This window comes from Shewanella atlantica, from assembly GCF_003966265.1.
Lineage (GTDB): Bacteria > Pseudomonadota > Gammaproteobacteria > Enterobacterales > Shewanellaceae > Shewanella > Shewanella atlantica.
This window is the reverse complement of sequence record NZ_RXNV01000001.1, coordinates 341,697-363,103: the sequence shown is the minus strand read 5'-3', so window position 1 is coordinate 363,103 and position 21,407 is coordinate 341,697. Positions and strand designations below refer to the sequence as shown.

At 46.3% G+C, this 21,407-nt stretch carries 16 protein-coding genes; 5 read left to right on the top strand and 11 right to left on the bottom strand.

Features of this window, described 5'->3' with window-relative positions; all coding sequences use genetic code 11:
• The first annotated feature begins 2 nt into the window (after positions 1-2).
• Positions 3-1,100 carry a 2-alkyl-3-oxoalkanoate reductase gene (oleD, locus tag EKG39_RS01465; RefSeq protein ID WP_126503545.1) on the top strand — a complete coding sequence of 366 codons (1,098 nt, stop codon included), beginning with the start codon at positions 3-5 and terminating at the stop codon, positions 1,098-1,100.
• Positions 1,101-1,220: 120 nt separating this feature from the next.
• Positions 1,221-1,670 carry a GFA family protein gene (locus EKG39_RS01460; protein WP_126503543.1) on the top strand — a complete coding sequence of 150 codons (450 nt, stop codon included), beginning with the start codon at positions 1,221-1,223 and terminating at the stop codon, positions 1,668-1,670.
• A gap of 166 nt (positions 1,671-1,836) precedes the next feature.
• Here the strand turns inward: EKG39_RS01460 and EKG39_RS01455 are convergent, their stop codons facing one another.
• Positions 1,837-4,275: an endonuclease gene (locus tag EKG39_RS01455; RefSeq protein ID WP_126503541.1), complete on the bottom strand. Its 2,439-nt coding sequence runs from the start codon at positions 4,273-4,275 to the stop codon at positions 1,837-1,839.
• Positions 4,276-5,436: 1,161 nt separating this feature from the next.
• Between EKG39_RS01455 and EKG39_RS01450 the strand changes: the two genes are divergently transcribed.
• Positions 5,437-5,799: a nuclear transport factor 2 family protein gene (locus EKG39_RS01450; protein ID WP_126503539.1), complete on the top strand. Its 363-nt coding sequence runs from the start codon at positions 5,437-5,439 to the stop codon at positions 5,797-5,799.
• 40 nt (positions 5,800-5,839) lie between these two features.
• Positions 5,840-7,204: an aldehyde dehydrogenase family protein gene (locus tag EKG39_RS01445; RefSeq protein WP_126503537.1), complete on the top strand. Its 1,365-nt coding sequence runs from the start codon at positions 5,840-5,842 to the stop codon at positions 7,202-7,204.
• A gap of 67 nt (positions 7,205-7,271) precedes the next feature.
• On the opposite strand, the gene EKG39_RS01440 is transcribed toward EKG39_RS01445, so the two are convergent.
• Both EKG39_RS01440 and EKG39_RS01435 read right to left on the bottom strand, forming a co-directional pair.
• Complete coding sequence (locus EKG39_RS01440) at positions 7,272-8,120, bottom strand: RluA family pseudouridine synthase (protein ID WP_126503535.1); 849 nt, start codon at positions 8,118-8,120, stop codon at positions 7,272-7,274.
• Positions 8,121-8,187: 67 nt separating this feature from the next.
• Complete coding sequence (locus tag EKG39_RS01435) at positions 8,188-8,514, bottom strand: SMR family transporter (protein ID WP_126503533.1); 327 nt, start codon at positions 8,512-8,514, stop codon at positions 8,188-8,190.
• A 489-nt stretch (positions 8,515-9,003) separates the two neighbouring features.
• Here EKG39_RS01435 and EKG39_RS01430 point away from each other — a divergent pair, with 489 nt between their 5' ends.
• Entirely contained in the window at positions 9,004-10,752 is a 1,749-nt protein-coding gene (locus tag EKG39_RS01430) for a phospho-sugar mutase (RefSeq protein ID WP_126503531.1), read from the top strand.
• 307 nt (positions 10,753-11,059) lie between these two features.
• Here EKG39_RS01430 and EKG39_RS01420 read toward each other — a convergent pair whose 3' ends face one another.
• The 8 genes from EKG39_RS01420 to EKG39_RS01385 form a co-directional block, all read right to left on the bottom strand.
• On the bottom strand, positions 11,060-12,217 hold the full coding sequence (locus tag EKG39_RS01420; protein WP_126503530.1) for a sugar diacid recognition domain-containing protein: 1,158 nt from the start codon (positions 12,215-12,217) through the stop codon (positions 11,060-11,062).
• 186 nt (positions 12,218-12,403) lie between these two features.
• Positions 12,404-13,177, bottom strand: a complete 774-nt coding sequence (locus EKG39_RS01415; protein ID WP_126503528.1) for a hypothetical protein — start codon at positions 13,175-13,177, stop codon at positions 12,404-12,406.
• Positions 13,178-13,320: 143 nt separating this feature from the next.
• A complete protein-coding gene (locus EKG39_RS01410; RefSeq protein WP_246028388.1) occupies positions 13,321-14,301 on the bottom strand; it encodes a sensor domain-containing diguanylate cyclase in 981 nt (326 codons plus the stop codon).
• Between the two features lie 126 nt (positions 14,302-14,427).
• Positions 14,428-15,072 carry a uracil-DNA glycosylase family protein gene (locus tag EKG39_RS01405; protein ID WP_126503526.1) on the bottom strand — a complete coding sequence of 215 codons (645 nt, stop codon included), beginning with the start codon at positions 15,070-15,072 and terminating at the stop codon, positions 14,428-14,430.
• A 40-nt stretch (positions 15,073-15,112) separates the two neighbouring features.
• Positions 15,113-15,703 (bottom strand): hypothetical protein, encoded by a 591-nt coding sequence (locus tag EKG39_RS01400; RefSeq protein ID WP_246028387.1) that lies wholly within the window; start codon positions 15,701-15,703, stop codon positions 15,113-15,115.
• A gap of 351 nt (positions 15,704-16,054) precedes the next feature.
• Entirely contained in the window at positions 16,055-18,166 is a 2,112-nt protein-coding gene (locus tag EKG39_RS01395; RefSeq protein WP_126503522.1) for an MtrB/PioB family decaheme-associated outer membrane protein, read from the bottom strand.
• Between the two features lie 15 nt (positions 18,167-18,181).
• The gene (locus tag EKG39_RS01390; RefSeq protein ID WP_126503520.1) at positions 18,182-19,183 is read right to left on the bottom strand and encodes a DmsE family decaheme c-type cytochrome; all 1,002 of its coding nucleotides are present in this window, start codon (positions 19,181-19,183) and stop codon (positions 18,182-18,184) included.
• 79 nt (positions 19,184-19,262) lie between these two features.
• The gene (locus EKG39_RS01385; RefSeq protein WP_126503518.1) at positions 19,263-21,275 is read right to left on the bottom strand and encodes an OmcA/MtrC family decaheme c-type cytochrome; all 2,013 of its coding nucleotides are present in this window, start codon (positions 21,273-21,275) and stop codon (positions 19,263-19,265) included.
• Between the last annotated feature and the right edge of the window lie 132 nt (positions 21,276-21,407).

Genomic DNA, 21,407 nt, shown 5'->3' with positions numbered 1-21,407 from the left:
AGATGTCAGCCAGCAATGTATCTGTATCTCACAGCCAACTGGCTCTCGGGCACTATCATATTGATGAACAAACGGCGCTTAAAAAGTTAAGTAGTCAGGTTAAGCGAGCATTCGTCACCGGCGCAGGTGGTTTTCTGGGAAAGGCCATTTGCCAGCGATTGATCGATGCCGGCGTTGAGGTTACCGGTTTTGCCCGCAGCACCTATCCTGAGCTAAGTGCCATGGGCGTTAATATGATCCAGGGGGATATCGGCGATAGCGTTGCGGTTATCGACGCGATGAAGGGCTGCGACCTGGTGTTTCATGTGGCCTCTAAGGCTGGAGTGTGGGGCAGTAAACAAAGTTACTTCTCACCTAATGTCGACGGTGCGGCCAATATCATTAACGCCTGTAAGCGACTCAATATCGAATATCTGGTCTATACCAGTACCCCCAGCGTGACCTTTGCCGGTGTCGATGAGGCGGGGATCGATGAAACGGCACCCTATGCCGATACATACCTTAATTATTATGGTGAATCGAAAGCGATTGCCGAGCAGATGGTACTGGATGCGAATGGCTCCGCTCTGAAAACGGTCTCCTTAAGACCGCACCTTATCTGGGGACCTGAAGATCCCCATTTGGTGCCTCGCGTCATCGAACGAGCCCGCGCCGGACGGCTTAAATTGGTGGGCCGTGAAGATAAGCTTGTCGATACTATCTATGTCGGTAACGCCGCTTACGCGCATATACTTGCGGCACTGAACCTCACTGATGTGAATACCTCTGCAGCAGGTAAAGCTTACTTCCTGAGTAATGATGAACCTATTACCATGGCCGCCATGCTCAATAAAATATTGAATTGTGCTGACCTGCCTGAAGTTGATAAGCGAGTACCCGCTAACCTGGCATATGCTGTCGGTAGTATTCTTGAAATGATATACGGCGCGCTTGGTAAAACAGATGAACCCCTGATGACACGTTTTGTCGCAAGGCAGTTATCCACCAGTCACTATTTCGATATCTCGGCTGCGAAGAGAGATCTGGGGTATTCGCCCTTGGTGAGTATTGACCAGGGGATGACAAAACTGAGAGAGTATCTTAAAGCCAGTTCAGTTTGATATCGACTGCAGCGAAGTGATCAGTAAGAAGTGAGCCTCTGGTGTGTGGTTCAGCTTCAGGTGCTAAGTGAGCGCTAACCTTGCTACTAGTGCCCACCATTAAGCATTTAGGAGTGAATAATGCAAAAAAACATGGATGACAATCAGCTGGTCAGAAAGGCGAGCTGTAACTGCGGTCAGTTGTCTATTGGTGCTACTGGTGAACCTAAGAGAGTGTCAGTATGTCATTGCACAGCATGTCAAAAACGTACCGGCAGTGCCTTTGGTGTTCAAGTGAGATTTCCTGTTGAAAGTGTTGAGTTCGCCGGGCAGAGTAAAAGTTATCGCCGCCGCGGAGACAGTGGCTCGGAGATATGTTTTCATTTCTGTCCCGATTGTGGCGCAACTGTGTGGTTCATTCTCGACAGCGCGCCTACCGATGTGGTGGTCCCTATGGGCAACTTTGCCGATGAGCAGGCTTTTCTCGAACACCAGTCGAACCTTAAATTACCTAATCCTAAGATCTCTATCTATGAGGAGCGCGCTCAGCCTTGGGTCATACTCGAAGGAGTTGATGAGAGATGTGACTGACTAGATCTATTATACGGCTGAGTTTTGTGTTCTAAATTATTGGATGGCAATGATGGGTCCTCACGCTTTATTACCGGGTTGCTTGTATTAAAAAGCCGTCTGTGATGAGACGGCTCTTACTTAGTCAACAGACTCTATTAATCAATAGGCCTGATAGCCATAACTATCAGAAAGACTGATTGTTGTTCAAGGCTCCTTTAGTGTTTAGCGTGGCAGATTGCCAGCTGAAATCAGCATATTCCTTGCCTGTGCCGGAAAGCTGCAGTGAGTAACCGCTCTTGGTTGAGGATGATTCACTTACGCCAACATCGGTTGATGTCTCGCCCGTTGCCGCACCGTTAGTGGCCGTCATGGTTCCCTCATAGCTAAGGAACTGAACCAGGTTACCGCTGTCATCGACTAAAGCTATGCCGTCGGGTGCTCCATTTTGAAGCCCTAAGGTATCAAACCCTAAGGTCCCCATTCCATTTTGCTGATTTGCGATAACACCAGTCAGATTGAAGGTGTTGTAGACAGTACCATTACCGCCGTTATAGACCTCAATTGTCCAACCACTAAGATCAGTTCCCGCACTGCCGGCTATTTCAATGAACTCGTTAACATCGGTTTTTTTGTTGTCGTAATGGAACTCGTTAATCCAGGGGATACTGATCACATTGATAACAGTTACGCTAGTGGAACGGCTGGCAGATGCGCCGTCATTATCCGTTACCGTTAGTGTCACTGTGTAATCACCATCTGCATCATAGTTATGAAGAGGTGTCGCACCTGTCGCAGTTCCGCCGTCGCCAAAGCTCCAGTCGAAGCTGATGACACTGCCGTCACTATCGCTGCTGGTGCCTGCATCAAATGTACAGCTGAGATTGATGCATGTCTCGTTAAATGAGGCTGTCGGTGCCTGATTCACAGGAGTGGATGAGCCAAATACCTGACCTGTATTGGGCTGGTTTGGGCTATCCGCAGTGGGAGCTTGCCAGCTGAAGTCCGCATAACTTACGCCTGTACCGACCAGTTGCAGTGAATATCCTGCGGGTGTTGATGTGGTTTCTGACACTCCAACATCAGCTGATGTCATGCCCGCAGCGGCGCCATCTGTAGCAGTAAATGAGCCTTCGTAACTGATAAACTGCACGACTTTTCCATTACTATCTACCAGTGCCAAGCCGTCGGGGGCACCATTTTGCAGACCTGAGGCTACAAAACTCACGCTACCTAAGCCAGCTTGTTGATCGGGAATAATCCCTGACAAGCTGATGGTCTTATATCCACTTCCGCCATTGCCGTTATAGGCAACAATGCTCCAGCCAGTGAGATTAAGCCCCTCTGTGCCTGCGACTTCGATGAATTCACCTACATCGGTGTTGGCATTGTCATAGTGGAATTCATTGATCCACAGCGCCGACTCCGCTGGCGTGGTGCCCTCTTCGGTAGTCGCAAATACTTCACCAGTTTGTGGCGATTCATTACTTGAGCTGTCGATCGCTGTGACTGTATAGAAGTAAGTGGTATTACCTGGAAGGTTATTATCTGTATAGGCACTGGTCGTTATCACTGAGCTGTTTAGCTTTATGAAACTGCCGCCAGAGCTATTGCTTCTGTAGACATTGTAACCAAGCAGATCTTGCTCGGTATTAGGGGTCCAGGCGAGTTCTATCAGTCCACTGCCGCCGGTAGCGGTAATGTCTGTTGGAGTGGACGGTGGTAAAGTATCACCGCTACCAAAGTTACAGTCACTCTCAAATACACAGGCAACATATTCAGGATGATCGACAAATGGGTTACGGTTGCCCTGGAAACTGTATACGGCTTCATTGTGCCTGAATTCAAAAGCATCAACAGGGTCCTCTTTATGCCACTGAAGTAGCACAGACTTTAGTCCCATGTAGGCGACAGAAAGGTTAGCGCCGACATTTGACGCTCCAATAAGGGCTCTGTCATCGGTTAACTTTAAATCGGGTTCACTCACACCTGTAATCGAGTGAGTTCCGCCTTCATAGCGAACGGCCAGATACATCAAGGCACGCGCTACATCTCCCCTTCGTCCTGGCCATGTTTCCCAACTTCCCTCGGCACCGGATCCTATCGTCCAGCTTGAATCGTTAACTCCGCCCCCACGATTGTTGTTGACCAGGGTGATCTTCTCGATACATCCAGAATCACAGTTGGCATAAGGCTTATTGCTGCGGCTCGAATTATATCCACTATCAGCTATAAATAAGTGGTGAGTATCAGTATAAGCATAATTGGTACTTCCGTCCTTGGGAAAGCCATATGATTTAGGCCAGCTATGCTCACGGTTATAGAATGTATTACCACCACCGGCTTTGGTGTAGCTTGCGTTCTTATAGACGTCGATGACGTTACCCGAGTTATCAGGATCTTGATCGGCAGCCTCTAAAATATCCCATGTATCTGTCGAAGATGATGTATATGGGAATCTTTGGTGGTCGTCAATGATCTCGTGTAACGAGCTATGAAGTGTCTGAGTGTTAGTCGTATCCGCTGTGTTGTAATAGCCATCCGGAATAGCAGCGTAAGCCGAACTACTTGCTATCAATATTAACGGAACGAAAGTTTTAATTGGATGCTTTTTTATAGAATGCATCTTTAACCCCTAATTATTAATATAATTTATTTGTTATTTATATGGCCTTTTATTGGCCGCCTATATTAATGACTTAAATAGAGTTATAAATCGGTAGACGCTTGAGGAAGTGTGATCTAGCGCAAACTGTTTAACCTCGAAACGTGTCTCGTGTTCCATTTTTGTTAACTGGGTCGATAATTTTTAACGTGTGGGGTTTTGTTTCTTGTCTGTTGTGGTAGATATATTTCATCAACTGAAGTGGTTGTCATTAAGTTTTTAGTAATCAGTGCTTTACCCTTGGTTTTATTGTGGGTGCTTTTTTGTTTTATTAACTCTGACTCGCACCGTTGAACGTATTTGCAACAAGTTGTCAACGGTTTGTCGCTAAATCCATACCGAAATTTGTTAACAGTTGTATCAGGATGTGTAAGGTTGGATTTACGCTCTAAGAATGAAGTGAATCAGGTATTTTGATGTAAATAATACCTTTGGTTAATGTATTAAATCTCAGTTGGAGGTGACTGTTCTGTTTTGGGTACAATTAATGTTCTGATATTTATGTGGTAAACATGTTTATTGTAATGTTAGTTTTATATTAGTCCTTAAAATAGGACTTGCGGGTTTGTTTTTATATCTGGAGATATATATTATACGATATTACATTCTTTAAGCTTCTATGGGTTTAGATTTTACTTTGTACCGTTGGATAACTCATCTGCTCATTAAGATTTATCAGGCATAAACATGAAATTAATTTTATATTGTTCAAGATGAATGGAGGTGTTTTTTCATTCCCATCTACTGGCTTCCATTTTTGAGACTACATCCAATAATCTTAAATAAAAAGTGGTGAAAATATAAAAGAAAAATTCCAAGATTTCCCCCTGAAGCGTCACTGCATGCCAGAAACTCAAGGAGGCTCCTTTGGTGTTCAAGCTAGTTTTCTGCAGGAAATATACGCTTTCTGGAAGAAACGCAAGCTACAGCCGAACCGATGAGCCTGGTTCGAAGATCTGTTTTCATTTCTGTCCCGATCCTGCTTTATCTCTGTATTCTTCAATCCATTTTTGATGTGAAACCCGACAATGACAGCAGTTGCTATACTCATATCTCTTGCTGTTTTGCTAGGTCTGACTCCAGATTCAGGCTTAATAATTGAATAACTGTTGAGAATTGAAGATGAATATTGATGATCTTCGCTCTTACTGTGATGCATGGAATGCACATGATATCGACAAGATTATGGCCTTTATGTCTCAGGAGTGTGTGTTTGAAACCGGTGGCGGAGCGGAAAAATTCGGTACACGATATACCGGATATACTCAGGTTAAGTCACGTTTTATGTCGGTTTGGCATGATTTTCCTGACGTGCGTTTCGAAAATAGCAGCCATTTCGTGGCTGCCGACAGAGGCTGCAGCGAATGGACATTCGTCGCGACAAAAAGTGATGGCTCCCTTATTGAGGTTGATGGATGCGATCTCTTCACCTTTCAAAACGGCAAAATCGCAGTGAAGCGTACATTTTTAAAAAACCGTAAATGAGTCGTTTGCAGAGCTACTAACGTTCCGTGGAGGGAGGATTATGAACAGGACCTTAAAATCAATCAACCCATCGACATTAGAGGTCGTGGGCGAAGTGCCTATCTCTTCGGTTGAAGAGATCCACAAGCAGGTTAGGATAGCAAGAGAAGCGCTGAAAACATGGAGAGAGACCTCATTAAGTGACAGGGCGGAATGTTTAAGCAATGCCGGTCAGGCATTAGTCGAGAACGCCGAAGAGTTCGGTGAGATATTAAGTAAAGAGATGGGGAAGCCTCTGAAAAGTGGTATCGGGGAGGTGCGTAATTGTGGCAATAGCATAGCAGGTAAGGTTAAAGCGATTAAATCTGCCCTGCAGACCGTTGTCCATGCAAATGACAGCGCACAGACAAGCATAACCTATCAGGCTATCGGGGTTGTGGGAGTTATCAGCCCCTGGAATTACCCCATGGCTATGCCTCAATGGATGTTGCTCCCTGCATTGATGGCGGGTAATACAGTGATCTTAAAGCCCTCGGAAGAGACGCCTCTGATAGCGCAATGCTATGTCGATACGTTAAATCAATTTCTCCCGGCCGGAGTATTACAAATAGCTCACGGAGCCGATGAGCAGGGAAAAGCCTTGGTTGAAGCCGATATCAATTTAATTACCTTTACGGGCTCCCGAGCCGTTGGCATCGATATTATGAAGCGCAGTGCTGACGGCTTAAAGCGACTGGTCCTCGAGTTAGGCGGCAAAGATCCTCTCATAGTGTTAAGGGACGCTGATATTGAAAAAGCGGCCGAATTTGCGGTCAGTAACAGTGTGGATAATGCGGGGCAGATGTGTGTCTCTACCGAACGGGTTTTTGTCCATGAGGATATCGCCGATGCATTTGAGCAGCGGGTTGTAGACATTGCAAAAGAGATAAAGGTCGGACCCTGGAATGAATCAGGGGTTCAGATGGGCCCGATGATCCACGATAAACAGCGATTACATGTGCTCAATCAGATTGATGCTGCAATAACCAAAGGAGCCAGTGTATTACTGGGAGGAAAGAATCTCAGGAAAGGGTATGTGATGCCTACGGTATTGGGCGGTGTGACACATGACATGTCTATTGCGAAGGATGAGACCTTTGGGCCGGTTGTCTGTATTACCCGTTACTCTGAAATAGATGATGCGGTCCAACAAGCTAATGATACCGTGTATGGGCTCGGTGCTGTCGTCTTCGGTCGGGATGAGTCAGCTACTGAAAAGGTGGCTAATCGTCTAGAGGCGGGCATGGTGGGTATAAACAAGAGTATCTTTGGCGTTGGAGATAACCCCTGGGTTGGCGCTAAGCAGAGTGGGTTTGGTTATCATGGTTCACCCGACGGTTATCGCCAATTCAGTCAGGTTCGGGTTATCAGTAAAGCCGCTGATTAGAGGGCTCCCGCTAAAGTAAAAAAATCGAGAGGGAGCTGCTTAAGGGATATTAGGGAGCGGCCGAGGGTTAAAGCGCAGGTCTGAGCCTCTGTGGTAGCTCAAACTTCTTCTCTTCGCCGGTGATAGGGCACGGGAATTTAAGATAACAGGAGGTCAGCTGAAGATTTACCTCTGAGTCATCGGCAATGCCGTGCTGGCGGTCTCCCACTACCGGGAAACCAATCGATGCCATATGAATACGGATCTGATGTTTACGTCCCGATTCTATCTTCACCTGCACGAGTGAGCGTTTTTTCTCATTATCATATTTAAGCAGCTTTGCATGTGAACGGGCAGGTTTGCCATCGACTTCACTGTCGATAGTCACTAATCCATCGGCTCCATGATTTGAAAAGTCTCCCTCAACGATGACCTGATAATATTTTTCTAATAGCCTCTGCTCGAATAACTTAGCTAACGTTGCTGTCGTTTTCTTGCTGTGACCGATAAGCACCAGCCCTGTGGCGGCTCTGTCTAATCTGTGAATAATAAACGCGGGCCGGTCAGGGGTTAAGTGGGTCTCGGCGTAACGGTTAATCGTCGTATGATCGCCCCACTTTGAACCCTGACAGAGCATGCCGTAGGGTTTGTACCAGAGGCTGTACTGTCCTTCGTCAGCAATAAGCTCAGCGTCAGCAACTTCATGCTCAAGTACGTCTTGGTTATAGTAGAGATGGAGTTCATCGCCTATTTTCAGTGCTCTTTTGGCGCGGCGTAATCTTTGAGTGTGCTTGCCACGCGTTAACCAGACGGCTCCTTTATTCATGGCCTGTTTGATTAACTGTTTTGATAAGCCGGATTCGAGTGCTAACAAGGCTGCGGCGTCCGAGTCTAACGAGGTTACTTGAATATGGCTTTCTATCTGTTTTTTACTCATTGATAACAATCTGTGCTGCCTAGGGACGAGCACATTTTACATTATTTAATGCAATTGGTATGAAATATCAGTGCAGCGAGGGTGTATTCATATTGATAAGAGAGACCCCTATGATAATTAGCACCATGCCAAAGATAGTATCCAGATTTAGCATGTTGCCCTGTATTGCGCCAATCAGGGCTATCAAGACTATACCCGCACCACACCAGATTGCATAAGCAACGGCGGTAGGAATATGGGCGGTCGCCATAGAGAGAAAATAAAAAGCACTCGCGTAGCCAACGCCACAAGCCAGCGAGGGGATAATTCGGGTAAATCCCATGGTTATGGGGAGCAAGGTTGTTGCTATGACCTCGGAGATAATCGCTATAGCCAGATATAAGTAGCTGTTCAAGACATGTTCCTTCCATGAGATAAGGTCACTAACGGGATAAAAAATGGCCCTACTGAAAGATAGGGCCTAAAAAACACTAAGTAGATACAAAGGAGAAGCAGGTTGAAATGATTTATCACTGATTTTACTCACCGGACGATGATGTGACCCGTAAGTGTAAAGAGTGAAAACCCGGTTGAATCCTGTTTGACTTCGAGAGCCATTTTGCCCGCCATTTGTTTACCAATCATCATTAAGACAATTTATAAATCTTGGTAATCATGTATGCCAGATATAACAACTGAGGCCATATTAACGCCTTAAAATAAACCGTTGGATAAACTCTTGCTTGTGTTTTTGAGGAGGATGTAGGCATTCATTGGCTTCATTTCCTATATTTAATTCAAATATGCTTGTCCTCATTCCCTGTCAGGCTTAATCTAAATGTAAATCATTTTTAATTGTCGCGAAGTGGGCGACGATGCTCTTGGATAAACGCTGGAGTGCAATATGGATACACAATTAAAGTTTAAGGTTAATAACTGGCTCGAAAATGATCCAGATCCCCGTACTAAGCAAGAGCTTCAAGGGTTAATCGATGCCAATGATGAAACCGAGCTAGCGCGACGCTTCTCGGGGCGGTTAGTATTTGGTACAGCAGGTCTCAGGGGCGTTGTCGGTGCGGGCCCGATGCGAATGAATCGCTTGGTAGTACAGCAGACCTCCGCTGGGCTTGGCCTATACCTTAAACATCAGACTCGTGATGTAGAAACCCGCGGAGTTGTCATCGGTTACGATGGACGACATGACTCTAAGCAGTTCGCCCATGATGCTGCCGCCGTTTTAACGGCAATGGGTATTAAGGTTTATTTGACCTCCGCAGTTGCGGCCACCCCTCTGGTCGCGTTTGGGGTGACCCATTTTGGCGCCGCGGCGGGAATTGTGGTGACCGCCAGTCACAACCCGCCTCAATACAATGGCTATAAGGTGTATTGGGGTAACGGAGCGCAGATCATCCCGCCTCACGACAGCGGTATTGCGGCCTGTATCGATAGGGCGGCCACTCAAGCCATTGTTATGCAGGAGTTAGATAAGGCGATAGCCGTTAACTGCTTGATCATGCTCGAGGCTGATTTTTATGAAGCCTATCGTGAGGGAGTAAGAACGGCCGATACTTTACAAAATCATACGCGTCCGGAGTTGGTTAGTCTCTCATATACGGCTATGCATGGTGTTGGTGCTGAGATGGCGGAAACCGTGCTCAAGGATGCCGGCTTCACTCAAGTATATTCGGTTGCTTCACAGCGTGAACCAGATGGTGATTTTCCCACGGTCAAGTTCCCTAATCCGGAAGAGAAGGGCGCTATGGATAGGGTGATCGCCGAGGCGAAAAAGCATGGTGCGACTCTGGCTTGTGCCAATGATCCCGATGCCGATCGCTTCGCCGTTGCCGTGCGTAAAGACGACTACGGGAGTAAAGCTGAGGCCGGAAAGGGAAAGTATCAGATGTTAACCGGCGATCAGGTGGGTGTGTTATTGGGCCATTATCTGCTGACACACTCCGCAAAAGATCAAAGGTTAACTTGTACCACTATCGTCTCATCGAGTTTGTTATCCAAAGTTGCCGCGAGTCTCAATGCCACCTGTCGTACAACACTTACCGGATTTAAATGGCTCACCAATGTAGGCATGAGTGAGCAAAGTGATGACAATCGCTTCCTGTTTGCTTATGAAGAGGCCTTGGGTTATACCGTCGGCTCTATGGTATGGGATAAAGATGGCTTATCTGCGTTAGTGGCTTTTGCTCAACTGACGGCCGAGCTTGCTAATAAGGGACAAACCCTTTGGGATAGGTTGGAAGAGATATACCGCGAACATGGTTTTCACCTTAATTTTCAGGTCAGCATTGCACTCAAGCCTGAAACCCCAAACATCGGTGCTTATCTGCGTGATAACCCGCCCTCGTCGATAGCTGGAAAAAAGGTGTTGGTAACCGATGATATAAGTACTGGTCTGCGTCGGTTCGAAGATGGTTCCACCGAACCTATTGCCTTGCCAGCCAGCGATGTGCTCATCTATCAACTGGAGGGAGGAGCACGGGTTATTGTCAGGCCCTCGGGTACCGAGCCTAAGATTAAGTGTTACTACGAAGTCGTGGAAACCATGACTCCCGCGGACTCACTAGCGAGTACTCAGGCCAGGGCACAAGAGGTGATGGATGAATTTATCGCTTCTCATCAACTGTCGTTACCCCAATAGCATTTAGCTATCTGAGCACTGATACCAATCAGTATAAAGATGTGATCGCTCAGCGAGAGTTTAGCGCTTCTGAGGCAAGGCAGCGAGTGAAGAGCATAGTTGTTCTACGTTTAAGCTCGTTAACACAGCATCAGAAGCGCTAAAACTCGCCTTTCAGGAGTGTTTTTGGCTGCCTATTTCCTCGTTGAATAACTTCACAAGGGATCACCATTGCATCATCTATTCGCCTTGAATTAGTTTGCCAAAAATAACTCTGAGTAGATCACTTTCTTATACTGATTGGTATGATTTGTTAAACCATCGGTGCTTAGGTGGGCTGAGTGGGTACCAGTACCTGGCCTAAATAAAGCTGCAGTAATCCGTCCAGCTCCTGAATATTAACCCCGGTGATCTGCTGTATCTTTTCCAGTCTATATCTTAAGGTGTTTCTGTGAATAAATAGGGTGTTGGCGCAGAGTTGTTGATCGCCAAAGTGTTGTAAGTAGACAGATAATGTCTTATTAAGTTGACCATTCTTATCGGCATTGAGCAAGGCTTGATAAGGTGTTGTCAACTCCTGACCACGCCAATCACCCTTTAGTCCGGAAAGTAGAACTAAAAGTGAAAAGTCTTCATAAAGATACTTACTTTCAGCCGGGCGCAGCAGTTTGCCTGCATCGAGTGTTTCTTTAGCTGTTTGATAGGAGCGACTGATATCGGCGGCATTGGGAAAGAAGTGACCCAAGGCAATTTTAAGCCTGACATTCATCTCTTTCGGGATGCGTGTCAGTAATCTATCTATACGAAGACTCTCCAGCTCAGGATCCCACTGCTTGCCATCGAGAAAGGCGGGCTTTAAAATGACTAACTCTGTCATCGAAGTCATAGCCACTAAGTTTCCACGAGAGGGGTTTTCCAATAGGTTAAGTACTTTTTTGAGTACTGAGTTTGCAGGAGCTTGGTCCTTATCTCCCTGTACTTGAATAACGGCAGCCACACGAGGCTCTGTCAGGTCTATTCCGAGTTGAGCCGCCCAGTTCAGAAGATGAGTACTAAAACCATTTTCAGATTTGATCAGTTGAAAAATAAACTCCTCTTTCTGTCGATATTGCCATAGTGTCAACTCTAATGAGTTAGCCTGTTCGACAATCAGTTCGGCCGTCATTTTAAGAAGCTCGCCATAGCTACGCAGACATTCAGGTTCTCCGGTTATACCGATAACCCCTATGATCTCACCTTTATAATGTAAGGGGAGGTTAATACCAGCTTTAACGCCATGCAGATCTGATGCGGTTGCCGAGGTGATCTCGACGGTGCGATTCTGGCTGATGGCGAGTAGGGCACCTTCATGGGTTGCACCTATCCTGTGAGGTTCTCCTGAGCCTAAAATAATACCATGGTGGTTCATAACGTTAATATTATGGGCAATTATTTTCATCGTACGAGCGACGATCTGCTGCGCCAAACCTGAATCAAGAAAGTACAAGATGAAGATCTCCCCAAAATTTTTGTCAGCTTAAGACATTTTTTTGTTGAGGGCTATTCGCTGTGCAGAATTTGCGGGAGTGGGCCGATAAGGGTCGCTCAATGAAATATTAATCAAATTGTCAGCTATTTATTTCTCTGGTTCGATACAGTATCGAACCAGAGATTAGCCACGGTACGACTTACATTATTCTGAGAACTGTTTTAATGACCAGTTCGATGGTGAGTCCGGATCCGCAACAAGCACATTCAGGTGATTACTATCGAGATGAGAGAGTGATGTTTGCAGCAGATAGTTGGAGGTGTTACTGAAGCTGGGTTGTGTGCCGGCCGGGATCACTATGATAGCGGTCTGTGCTAAGCCTGCGTCATAGACGTGTACGCTCGATGTCTGCTTATAACTCAAGTTCAGTACTAATGCCTGTTGGGTATCGACACTGTATATGTCAACGCCGCCAGGGGAGATTGCATTAGCATGTATGAAGCGATAGCTGTTCAGCACGCCCTCAAGTTTATTGACCCTATGTAATGTTCTTCTCTCCAAACCTGAGGTCCTGCCCATTGCTAGGAGGAAGAACTCTGGTTGTGCTGAGCTAAATTCCATGGTCGTAGTCGATAGCACAGATTGATTGTTAAACGAGTCTTTGACGCTGAAGATTAGGTTCGCTTTAGCCAAGCCTTCCCAGCCAAAGCTGGATGAGCGTAGTTTCTGGAGATAATCGACGTTTGATGCAATTTCAGCTTCATCAATTCCTGCATTTTTATAAAAGAGATCTACTTTGCTGTTGAGTCGGGCTGTGTCAGATGCCGTTATGAAGTTTATTACATCGGCACGAAATTCATGCTTACTCGAGCTGTTCGGTGTCGTTGTCGCTTCCGAGCTGGCTCCGCCGCCACCGCAAGCTATCAATATCGTACTGATACAAGAGGCCATACAGGCTGTCAGGAGAGGGGATTTCACGGTATAGGTTCCATCTATAGTTATTCCAATATGTAGTTATTTTATCCTTGTTATTAAGGATGTATCAACTTTTCTAGTATCGGAATGCTTGAATGCTCGCATTTTGTGCTGAAACGGTAATGGTTAGTATACGTTAGTCCTGATTACTTTTTAGAGAGTTTGTTTTGATACATATAGTCGTCGGCATGCTTGAGAAGCTCGTCTAATTCCGCCTTGTCGCCGGGCTTGATCACCGCATACCCAAAGGAATACTTTATGTCGTGTTCCAGCTGTTGCCGCGCGAGTAGCGTATTCAGCCTTTCGGTAAACAGGTTTACACAGCTTTCACTCTCTGCATGGATCAGAACGATAAACTCATCTCCTCCCCATCTGGCAACGAGATCACAGCTTCGGCTATTTTTTTTGAGTGTTTTGGCGAATGTTTTCAGCATGATGTCGCCGGCATCATGGCCGAAGGTGTCATTGGCATGCTTGAATTCATCGAGATCGAAGTAGAGTAAGATGAGTTTTCGGTTTAGCCGCTGAGCGAGTTCTTGAGTGCTTCTAAGCAGGTCAGTGAAGCCCCTGCGGTTAAAGATCTGTGTTAACGGGTCGGTATAACTCAGTGTGAGTAGCTGGTTCTCCTTGTAGAGATGGCGTAGATCGCTGTCTATCACCTCTTTTATTACTGCAAGGGCGTTGATGTAGGTCTGAGGGTAATTGGTCACTTTAGTGTCGAGCACGCAAAGTGTGCCAAACACACTGCCATCGGGCCAGGAGATGGGGAGTCCAAGGTAAGAAACATAATTGTCTTCGGTGTATTCAGGATTATCATTCCATTTCTGATCTTGTCCGGCATTGCGAACGTAGAGTTCTGAGGAGTTTTTTACCACATGGTGACAGTAGATATTAGTGTCTAAACTGCTGCTTCCGGGCTGATAGTGGGTCTCAGGCTTTTGTGAGGCGATAATGACCTCTATACCCTTCAAGTTTGCCTGATTGATAAATGTTGCCGGGGCATTAAACATATCTGCTACGGTATTGACTAAGCGTTGCCATCGGTGCCAGTCGATCTCCTCTATCTCAAGATTCAGGATAGAGGCGTAAGGGTAGGGAGGAAGTGTCTTACCGGGCAATTCGCTCACAAAGCGGCCTTATCTTATTAGTTGGTATGCTTAAGTTTAGCCAACTGATGACTTTTTGTAAGTTATTGCGATATTTTTAGGCGACTTTACCTGATAAGGCTTTAACACCGGGCTGCCTGTGGTAGCTCAGAGTGAGCTTATGATGCGCTCAACCCTGAGTTTTAGCTGAGGAAGGAGCTGTGTTTCAAATTCAGGATGCCGTTTAAGCCAGATATTATTTCGAGGGCTGGGGTGGGGTAAAACTATCTGTGAAGGCCAGTACTGTTTCCAGTTTGCCACCGCAGATGTAACCGATATCTTAGTGGTCTTTTTTGAAGTTTTGTTAAGACCGGAGGAGGCATTACCGAGATGATAGTCGATAGCGTATTGCCCAAGGATCACTGTGAGTTCGACTTTACCTAAATGCTTTAGTATGGCTCTACGCCAAGTCTCGGCGCATATGGGCATAGGAGGCTTGTCGCCGGCTTTTTTTCCATTTCTAACGATATTGCCCGGGAAACAAAATCCCATAGGCAAAATGGCAAATAAACTTGGGTCGTAAAATTGTGAACTTGTCACACCAAGCCAACTCCTGAGCCTGTCACCGCTCATATCTTGAAATGGCATGCCTTGGTTATGGGCTTTCATTCCTGGAGCTTGACCTGCGATAAGAATTTTTGCATCTGCACTCATTTGAATGATGGGTTTCGGCTGGTAGGGAAGCTCCGCCTGGCATATTTGGCAGGCAGAGATCTGAGCGATTAATTTTTCTAGGCTAGTTTTACTGCTCATCAGTGCTTATCTGTGATCTTCAATACGGGGAAACCTGATGTTATGAGGTGAACATCTGCAGAGTTTGATATAGCCAATAAGCCATCAATGGATAACCGATAAAAAGGGCGGCAAATGAGACAATACGGGTCTTGTTATTCGGTTGGCTCTGTAGCGCCACATGAGCGACCAAAACGGCAAACAATACCACCGGAGGAATCACATAGGCGATGGCGAGAAACACAAAGGCACCAAGAGCTAGAATCAAGGGGCTATGCTGGCTTGGAGCACGCTTGCTGAGTGTGAGTTGAAGCGGAAGCAGTGCCAGTGCAATGGCTACGAGTATCAATCCAAGGTTAAAGGCTATGTCTGCGAAACCTCTGTGATCCATCACAGTAAGGACTAATGCGATTAACGGAACAATGAGTGAGCCAAGGGTATGGACTTTACTGAAGCGTCGGCTCTGGTATTTGCCTGCAAAGAAGAAAAGTGCATTTAAGACCAGGTTCAGTAAGGTAAAGCCACCTAAGACTAATATGATAAATGCCGTTGCAGTAGAACCCGCAGCACTAAAAGCGAAGGCGGGTACAGGGAGAAGTAATAAAAGAGCGCTGATGGAGAGACGCTGTGCATCCATGGTTGAGTGAATCATTTTTAAAAACTTAGCGGTTAACTTTGATACTTTTGTATCTGTAATTACCAGATTAAATAGTGAAGGCATGGGATCTCATGAGGCATAAAAAGAGTTGCATTAAGATCTACTAAAGTGAATGACAATTCAAGCTCAATTAGAGACTTGAGTGATATTTAAGTGGAAGTTCAGATCCAGTTCAAGGTTTAAAAGTAAGCCTGAAAATAAAAAGGCCAGCTTCCTAAATATGGAAACCAGCCTTTTTTACAGCTTAAAGCTTAAAGTCTATAACTCATGCTTAGCATAATAAGATGTGCAGTGATGGGTCATAGAGCTGGCTGTTAGAGCCCGGATCTATGACCTGTTTCACTACTAGAGCCTGTAACTCATGCTTAACATAATGAGGTGTGCTGTATAGTCGTGGCTGTTAGAGCCAAAGCTGACTACATTCCAGATACCATCTGGTGCTATCTCATTTGCAGCATCGTTATCTTCATACTTCTCCATCTTATAATCTAATCTCAGAGCCATTTTTGGTGTGGCTTGAAATTGACCATAGATATTGACGTTATGTGCTTTAGCATAGTAATCGCCGTAGTCACCTGTAATACCTTGAGTGACTTGAGTGTTACTGTCTGAATCTGAGTAAGTGTAGTCAACGCCTAGACGTAACTTCTTCTCCATCAGATTGTTATAGCTAAATCCAGCACCGATAACATCGACCTGATCTTCGACTATACCAGTCCAGTTTGGCGCGGCGTAGTTGCTGCTACCAGCCTGCTCTGAGTCGATATTCTGACGGTTATAGAAAGCCGTCACAGTCATGTCATCGTTGAGCAGGTAACTGACACTGGCATCGTAACTTAAATCTTTCGATTCGGTCAGACCGACTTGAGTGTCGTTGTAGTCATCGATCGCGTAACGAGTACCAAAGTCTAATGTAAGCGTATCGATTGGGCTGTGAGTCACACGAGCTTCAATCATAGTACGCTTACGGTCGGCCAGGTTGTACTTACGCAGTAAGTCGTTAGACTCCGATGAAGTCCACTCGGATGCTTCATAATCAGAACCATCACGCTCGCCATAACTACCTTTGATCCACATATCCCAGTTTTCGAACGCGCTTAGACGGAATTTACTCCACAGCGTATGTTCGTCAGTGGTTTCGCGATCTTGGTAACTACGGTCATCGGTACGGTAATCGTAACCAGCTTCGAGTTTCATTCCACGTGTAATACGGTAATCGACACCTAACTTAGCGCGCTGAGTGGTGATATCGTAAGGCGTGTTGTAAGCGGCTTGACCATTAACTTCATTAATACTGATCTGAGTCCACTGCTCGACACTGGTCTTGTTGTCACGGTCTGTGTAGTCGTAACTGGCATTAAGGCGAACACTACGATTTATACGTGAGATTAACTTGAGGTTCACCCCTGTCATATCGACACGACCATCGAGAGATTCAGCCGGCACCTGATAACCATAGCCGGAAGTCACAAACTCTTGATCTTGAGTCATCTGTCCGTAGTGGACGCGACCGCTCATGATCGTTTTATCAGCCGTCACTTGTCCCATTAATGAAACCGTATGAGACTCGTTATCCGGATCGAGTGACATGTAACCGCGAGTCGCCGCACCAAAGGTTGGGTTAAACGCGTTATCGAAGCCTAACTGGCTATATTCATTTTTGAAGATAGAACCATTGTAGTTGATGGCTGTAAACCAGTTATCGCCTCGAAGCTTAATGCCGGCTTCGATAGTATCGGTGGTGTAATCAACAGGCTCGGCAAGCATCATAGACTGGTTAAAGAAGCTACCCGATGTTTGCTTAAGGCCTGACTTATCCTCACGCTGATAGTTAACGTAAGTGCTCCACAGGGACTCTCCCTGATACTCAATGCCCATACCGGCGCGTTTTCGCTTGAGTGATAGCTCTGTTGGATTCAAGCTGGAGTAGAGCTGGCTCATCTCCTGGCTGGAACCTGCAGTTTGCCAGTTACCGGGTAGGGTGAGGTCATCTCCACCGACACCTTGGTAAGGCGTCATTGCACTGTCAGTCTTGTAGGTCGCAATCTGTCTGTAATTCAGGTTCAGGTTGTATTGACCTGTCTTACCAGCATTGATATCTAAGCGGCCATTTTCCATGCCAAGATTATCGGCTTCTATGCTGGCTCGGTAACCACCTTTGCCTGCATAAGTAAGGTCGGCATCGACCTTGCCTGCGAACTCATCTTCGGCGGCGAAAGCATTTGCCGAACGAATGTCGTCACTGTCGTTGTAACCCACGCCGACACCGACGGTGCCTGCAAAGCCGGTTTCAACTTCACAGCGCTTACAGACCCATTTTTCGAACTTAACTTTACTCGTGTTCGCATTTTGAAGGCCGTAGCCTTCGGCTGCGACTGCAGTGCTAGTCATTAAGGTTCCGGCAACACCTGCGTTAGCAAGTAGAGCGAGGGTGACTAAATTTAACTTGAATTTCATCTTCTCGTCTCCTGATTAACGCTGGAACAGCTTGCCAGATGGATGGTTAGAACCATGGATCTTGCTATGACAATTTAGGCAGCTATTGCCTCCAGTGAAGGCGTTATCACCAACACTCGAGCCTTGACCTGTGTTACCAAAGTTAGCTCTGCTGGCATGACCATCGCTGGCATGACACTGCTGACAAAGTTGTGGAGCACGAGTCTTAAGCATGCCTTCATTGACTGAACCGTGTGGGTTATGACAGGTCACACAATCCTCAGTTACGGGTGCATGCTCCCACAGCTTTGGGCCACGTTTCTCAGCGTGACATGAATAACAGGTCTCGTTGACGCTTGGCTTAACCAGATCTGAATCTGCTAGTGTGCCGTGTGGATTATGACAATCGCTACACACCATTTGAGCCCATTTCATTGGGTGGCTTGAGCGCTTGTTCATGTCCGCTTTTTGCTTGGTATGACAGCTGGTACAGACTTCCATCTCAGTGTTCTTAGACAACACTGCATCTTTGTCTGTGTGAACCGAGTGACAAGATGCACAGGCAACATCGGCATTGTCATGGTGTCCACCATTCCACGCCATGCGCTTATCGTCCTGGTGACAGCTCATACAGACACTGTTTTGCTTCTCTGCGGATAGAGTCGAATCAGGACCGAAGGCGATCATCGGCTCCTTGCCACCCTTGTTATGCTTACCCAGAGGGCCGTGACACGCTTCACATTGAAGACCTGCCATCGGGCTCTTGCTTGAGTCAATTGAGCCGTGAACACCTTTGAAGATATCCATCACTTTTTCTGACTTACGGTGACACATTAAGCAGGAGTCGGCGCCTTTAGGTGAGTACTTACCTTCGGCAAACTTTTTGTCCAGCGTCGCTTCGACTTCATCGGGTGTCATCTTAGCGTCCCACTTAGAGGCTGTTGCAGTCGATGCAAAACCCAGTGAGAGTACCGCTGAAACCATAAGTGCTGGCAATACTGCCATCGAGAGTTTTTTAAATTTGTTTGTGATTTTCATATTAGGCTTCCTAATTTGCACAAATAAGAGAGAAAACGGGGGAGGTGACTCCCCCTCTTTTCAACAAAGCTTTGGCAAATTACATCTTCACCTGAGTGTGATCGCTGATGGCTGGGTTATGACAGAAGAAACAAGTTTCAAGCTGTGCTGCATCGTTCGCAGCTTCATAAGAACCATCGATAATCGCACCTTGACCAACAGCGTGTAGCTTAGTGCTGTCTTCCTTATGACAAGAGGTACAGGTTGCGGCAATCGGAGTTGTGTATAAGCTTTCTTCATTCGGTCCATACTGGTCGAAAACGCTGGTAGCCAATGCACCTTTAACTTTGAATGCGTCAAGATTAAAGTCGTTGTGACACTGGGTACAATCTTTGATGATGCCTTGCTCGCCGTGAACCACGTGCAGTTTCATCTCTAACGCACCTTTGTTAGCGCCTTTTGCATATGTACCGTCTGGTGTGTGACAAGCCACACAGCCGTCGACACCCACAGTCATCTGACCGTTTACTTCACGACCAAGTTGCTCGGTCATCACAAAACCTGCGTGGTAACCTTTGTGTAGTTCCCACTCAGTGCCATGACAGCTTTCACAAGCGGCGAAGTTCACCGAATCAGTGTGACGTACACTTGCTGCTTCACCCGAAAGAGTGCCATGTGCCAGTTCAGCTTTCATACTGGTGGTCGCAACGCCTTCTGCACAGTTGATAAGCTCTGCGCCATCACTACAAACCTCAAGACCGATAAAGCTAAATGCAGTGTCAGCATCTGTGCCCGCGGCACCGAAAGGTAGAACACCGGTATTGATAACCAAGTTGCCATCGGCGATTTCAGCGTTGTTGGCCAGCTCACCACTTAGGACAAGATCCAATGAGACGTGTGCCTCGCCATTTCCTGGGCTTGCTTTATAGCCCATGATTGGGAAGTTAGGCCCTACGTTTATGAGGCTCTCAACTCGCTTAATCTTTGGCAGCAAGGTAGTGGCATCAAGTACATTACCTGCACTATCGGTAAAGCTAATGGTCAAGTTGGCACTCTTATCATCCTGAACGGCAGTAAGCGTTGCATTCATGCCGATCTGATCGATAACAGCTTTCTTCTGAAGTGCGTCTTCAGTATGAAGCTCTTCGGTCCAGCTTGCATTATGACAAGCGACACAGTTGCTGTTGTCAGCCTGTTGTGAGTGACCTTGGCCGGCTTCGAAGTCTATATTTACGTGACAACTGGTACAGGTTTCCATGGTTGGAACTCGTGTCCAGTTACCCCATTCAGTTAAGCCTTCAGTGCCATCTTCCGGTGCAACGTGACAGTTTGTACAGTTATTTTGAACGATATGCTGAGCCGTTACTGCGTCTTTAGTAAATTCACCGGTATCTCTATCGGCTTTGTAACCTTTAGCAGAATTATGGACGTTGTGGATCAGGTGACTCCACTCAATCTCAGGCTTGCCACGCTCTTCTGCGTACTCTTTAGTATGACAAGTTGCACAAGTTTCTTGTGTCATGTAGCTGTGGTAAATCTTCTCGCCTTCGGCATGACAGGCATTACAGCTAGCTGTTGAGACGATATCCTTGGTGTATGTGGCTTCATAGCCTTCACCACTGAAATCTTCTGCTATCTCAGCTTGCGGCACTGATGTGACGCCATCTAACAATGTTGAAGCTTTGGCAATCACATTATAGCGTTGGGTTAATGCTGAGTTGTACCCTTCAACTTCGATGTTGAAGGTGTAACTGCCATCTTGGTTATCGATGAAAGTTTTTTGTGAGCCGATAACCTGCCACTGGGCATTATCGCCAGCACCTGTTGAGCCTTGTGGAAGTAACTGTGCAACCTTTTTAACTTCAAAGTCTTTCAGACCAACAACAGGAAGATCTTCTTCGTTTGTGGCGAAAACTTCGATGCTAGGCATGCCATCGACATAGGTGACCTTAGTCACGTCTAAGTTTAGCGTATTGATATATTCGGCAGCCGGGCCATCAGGCTTGCCTGGATTACCGTCTGTACCATCATCACCACCACAGCCAGTTAAGGCCATAGAGACGGCGCTTGCTGCCAGAAGCAGCGCAAATTTATTATTTTTTACGTTCATCATTTTTTCCCTGCATAGGTTTGACATTGGCTTAAGTGCTGGCTGCAAGATGATATTGATTCTCATTTGCATTTTTTCATTATAAATGTGCTACTTAGGTCAATGCTGGAAATAAAATTCCCCAAGGAAAGGCTA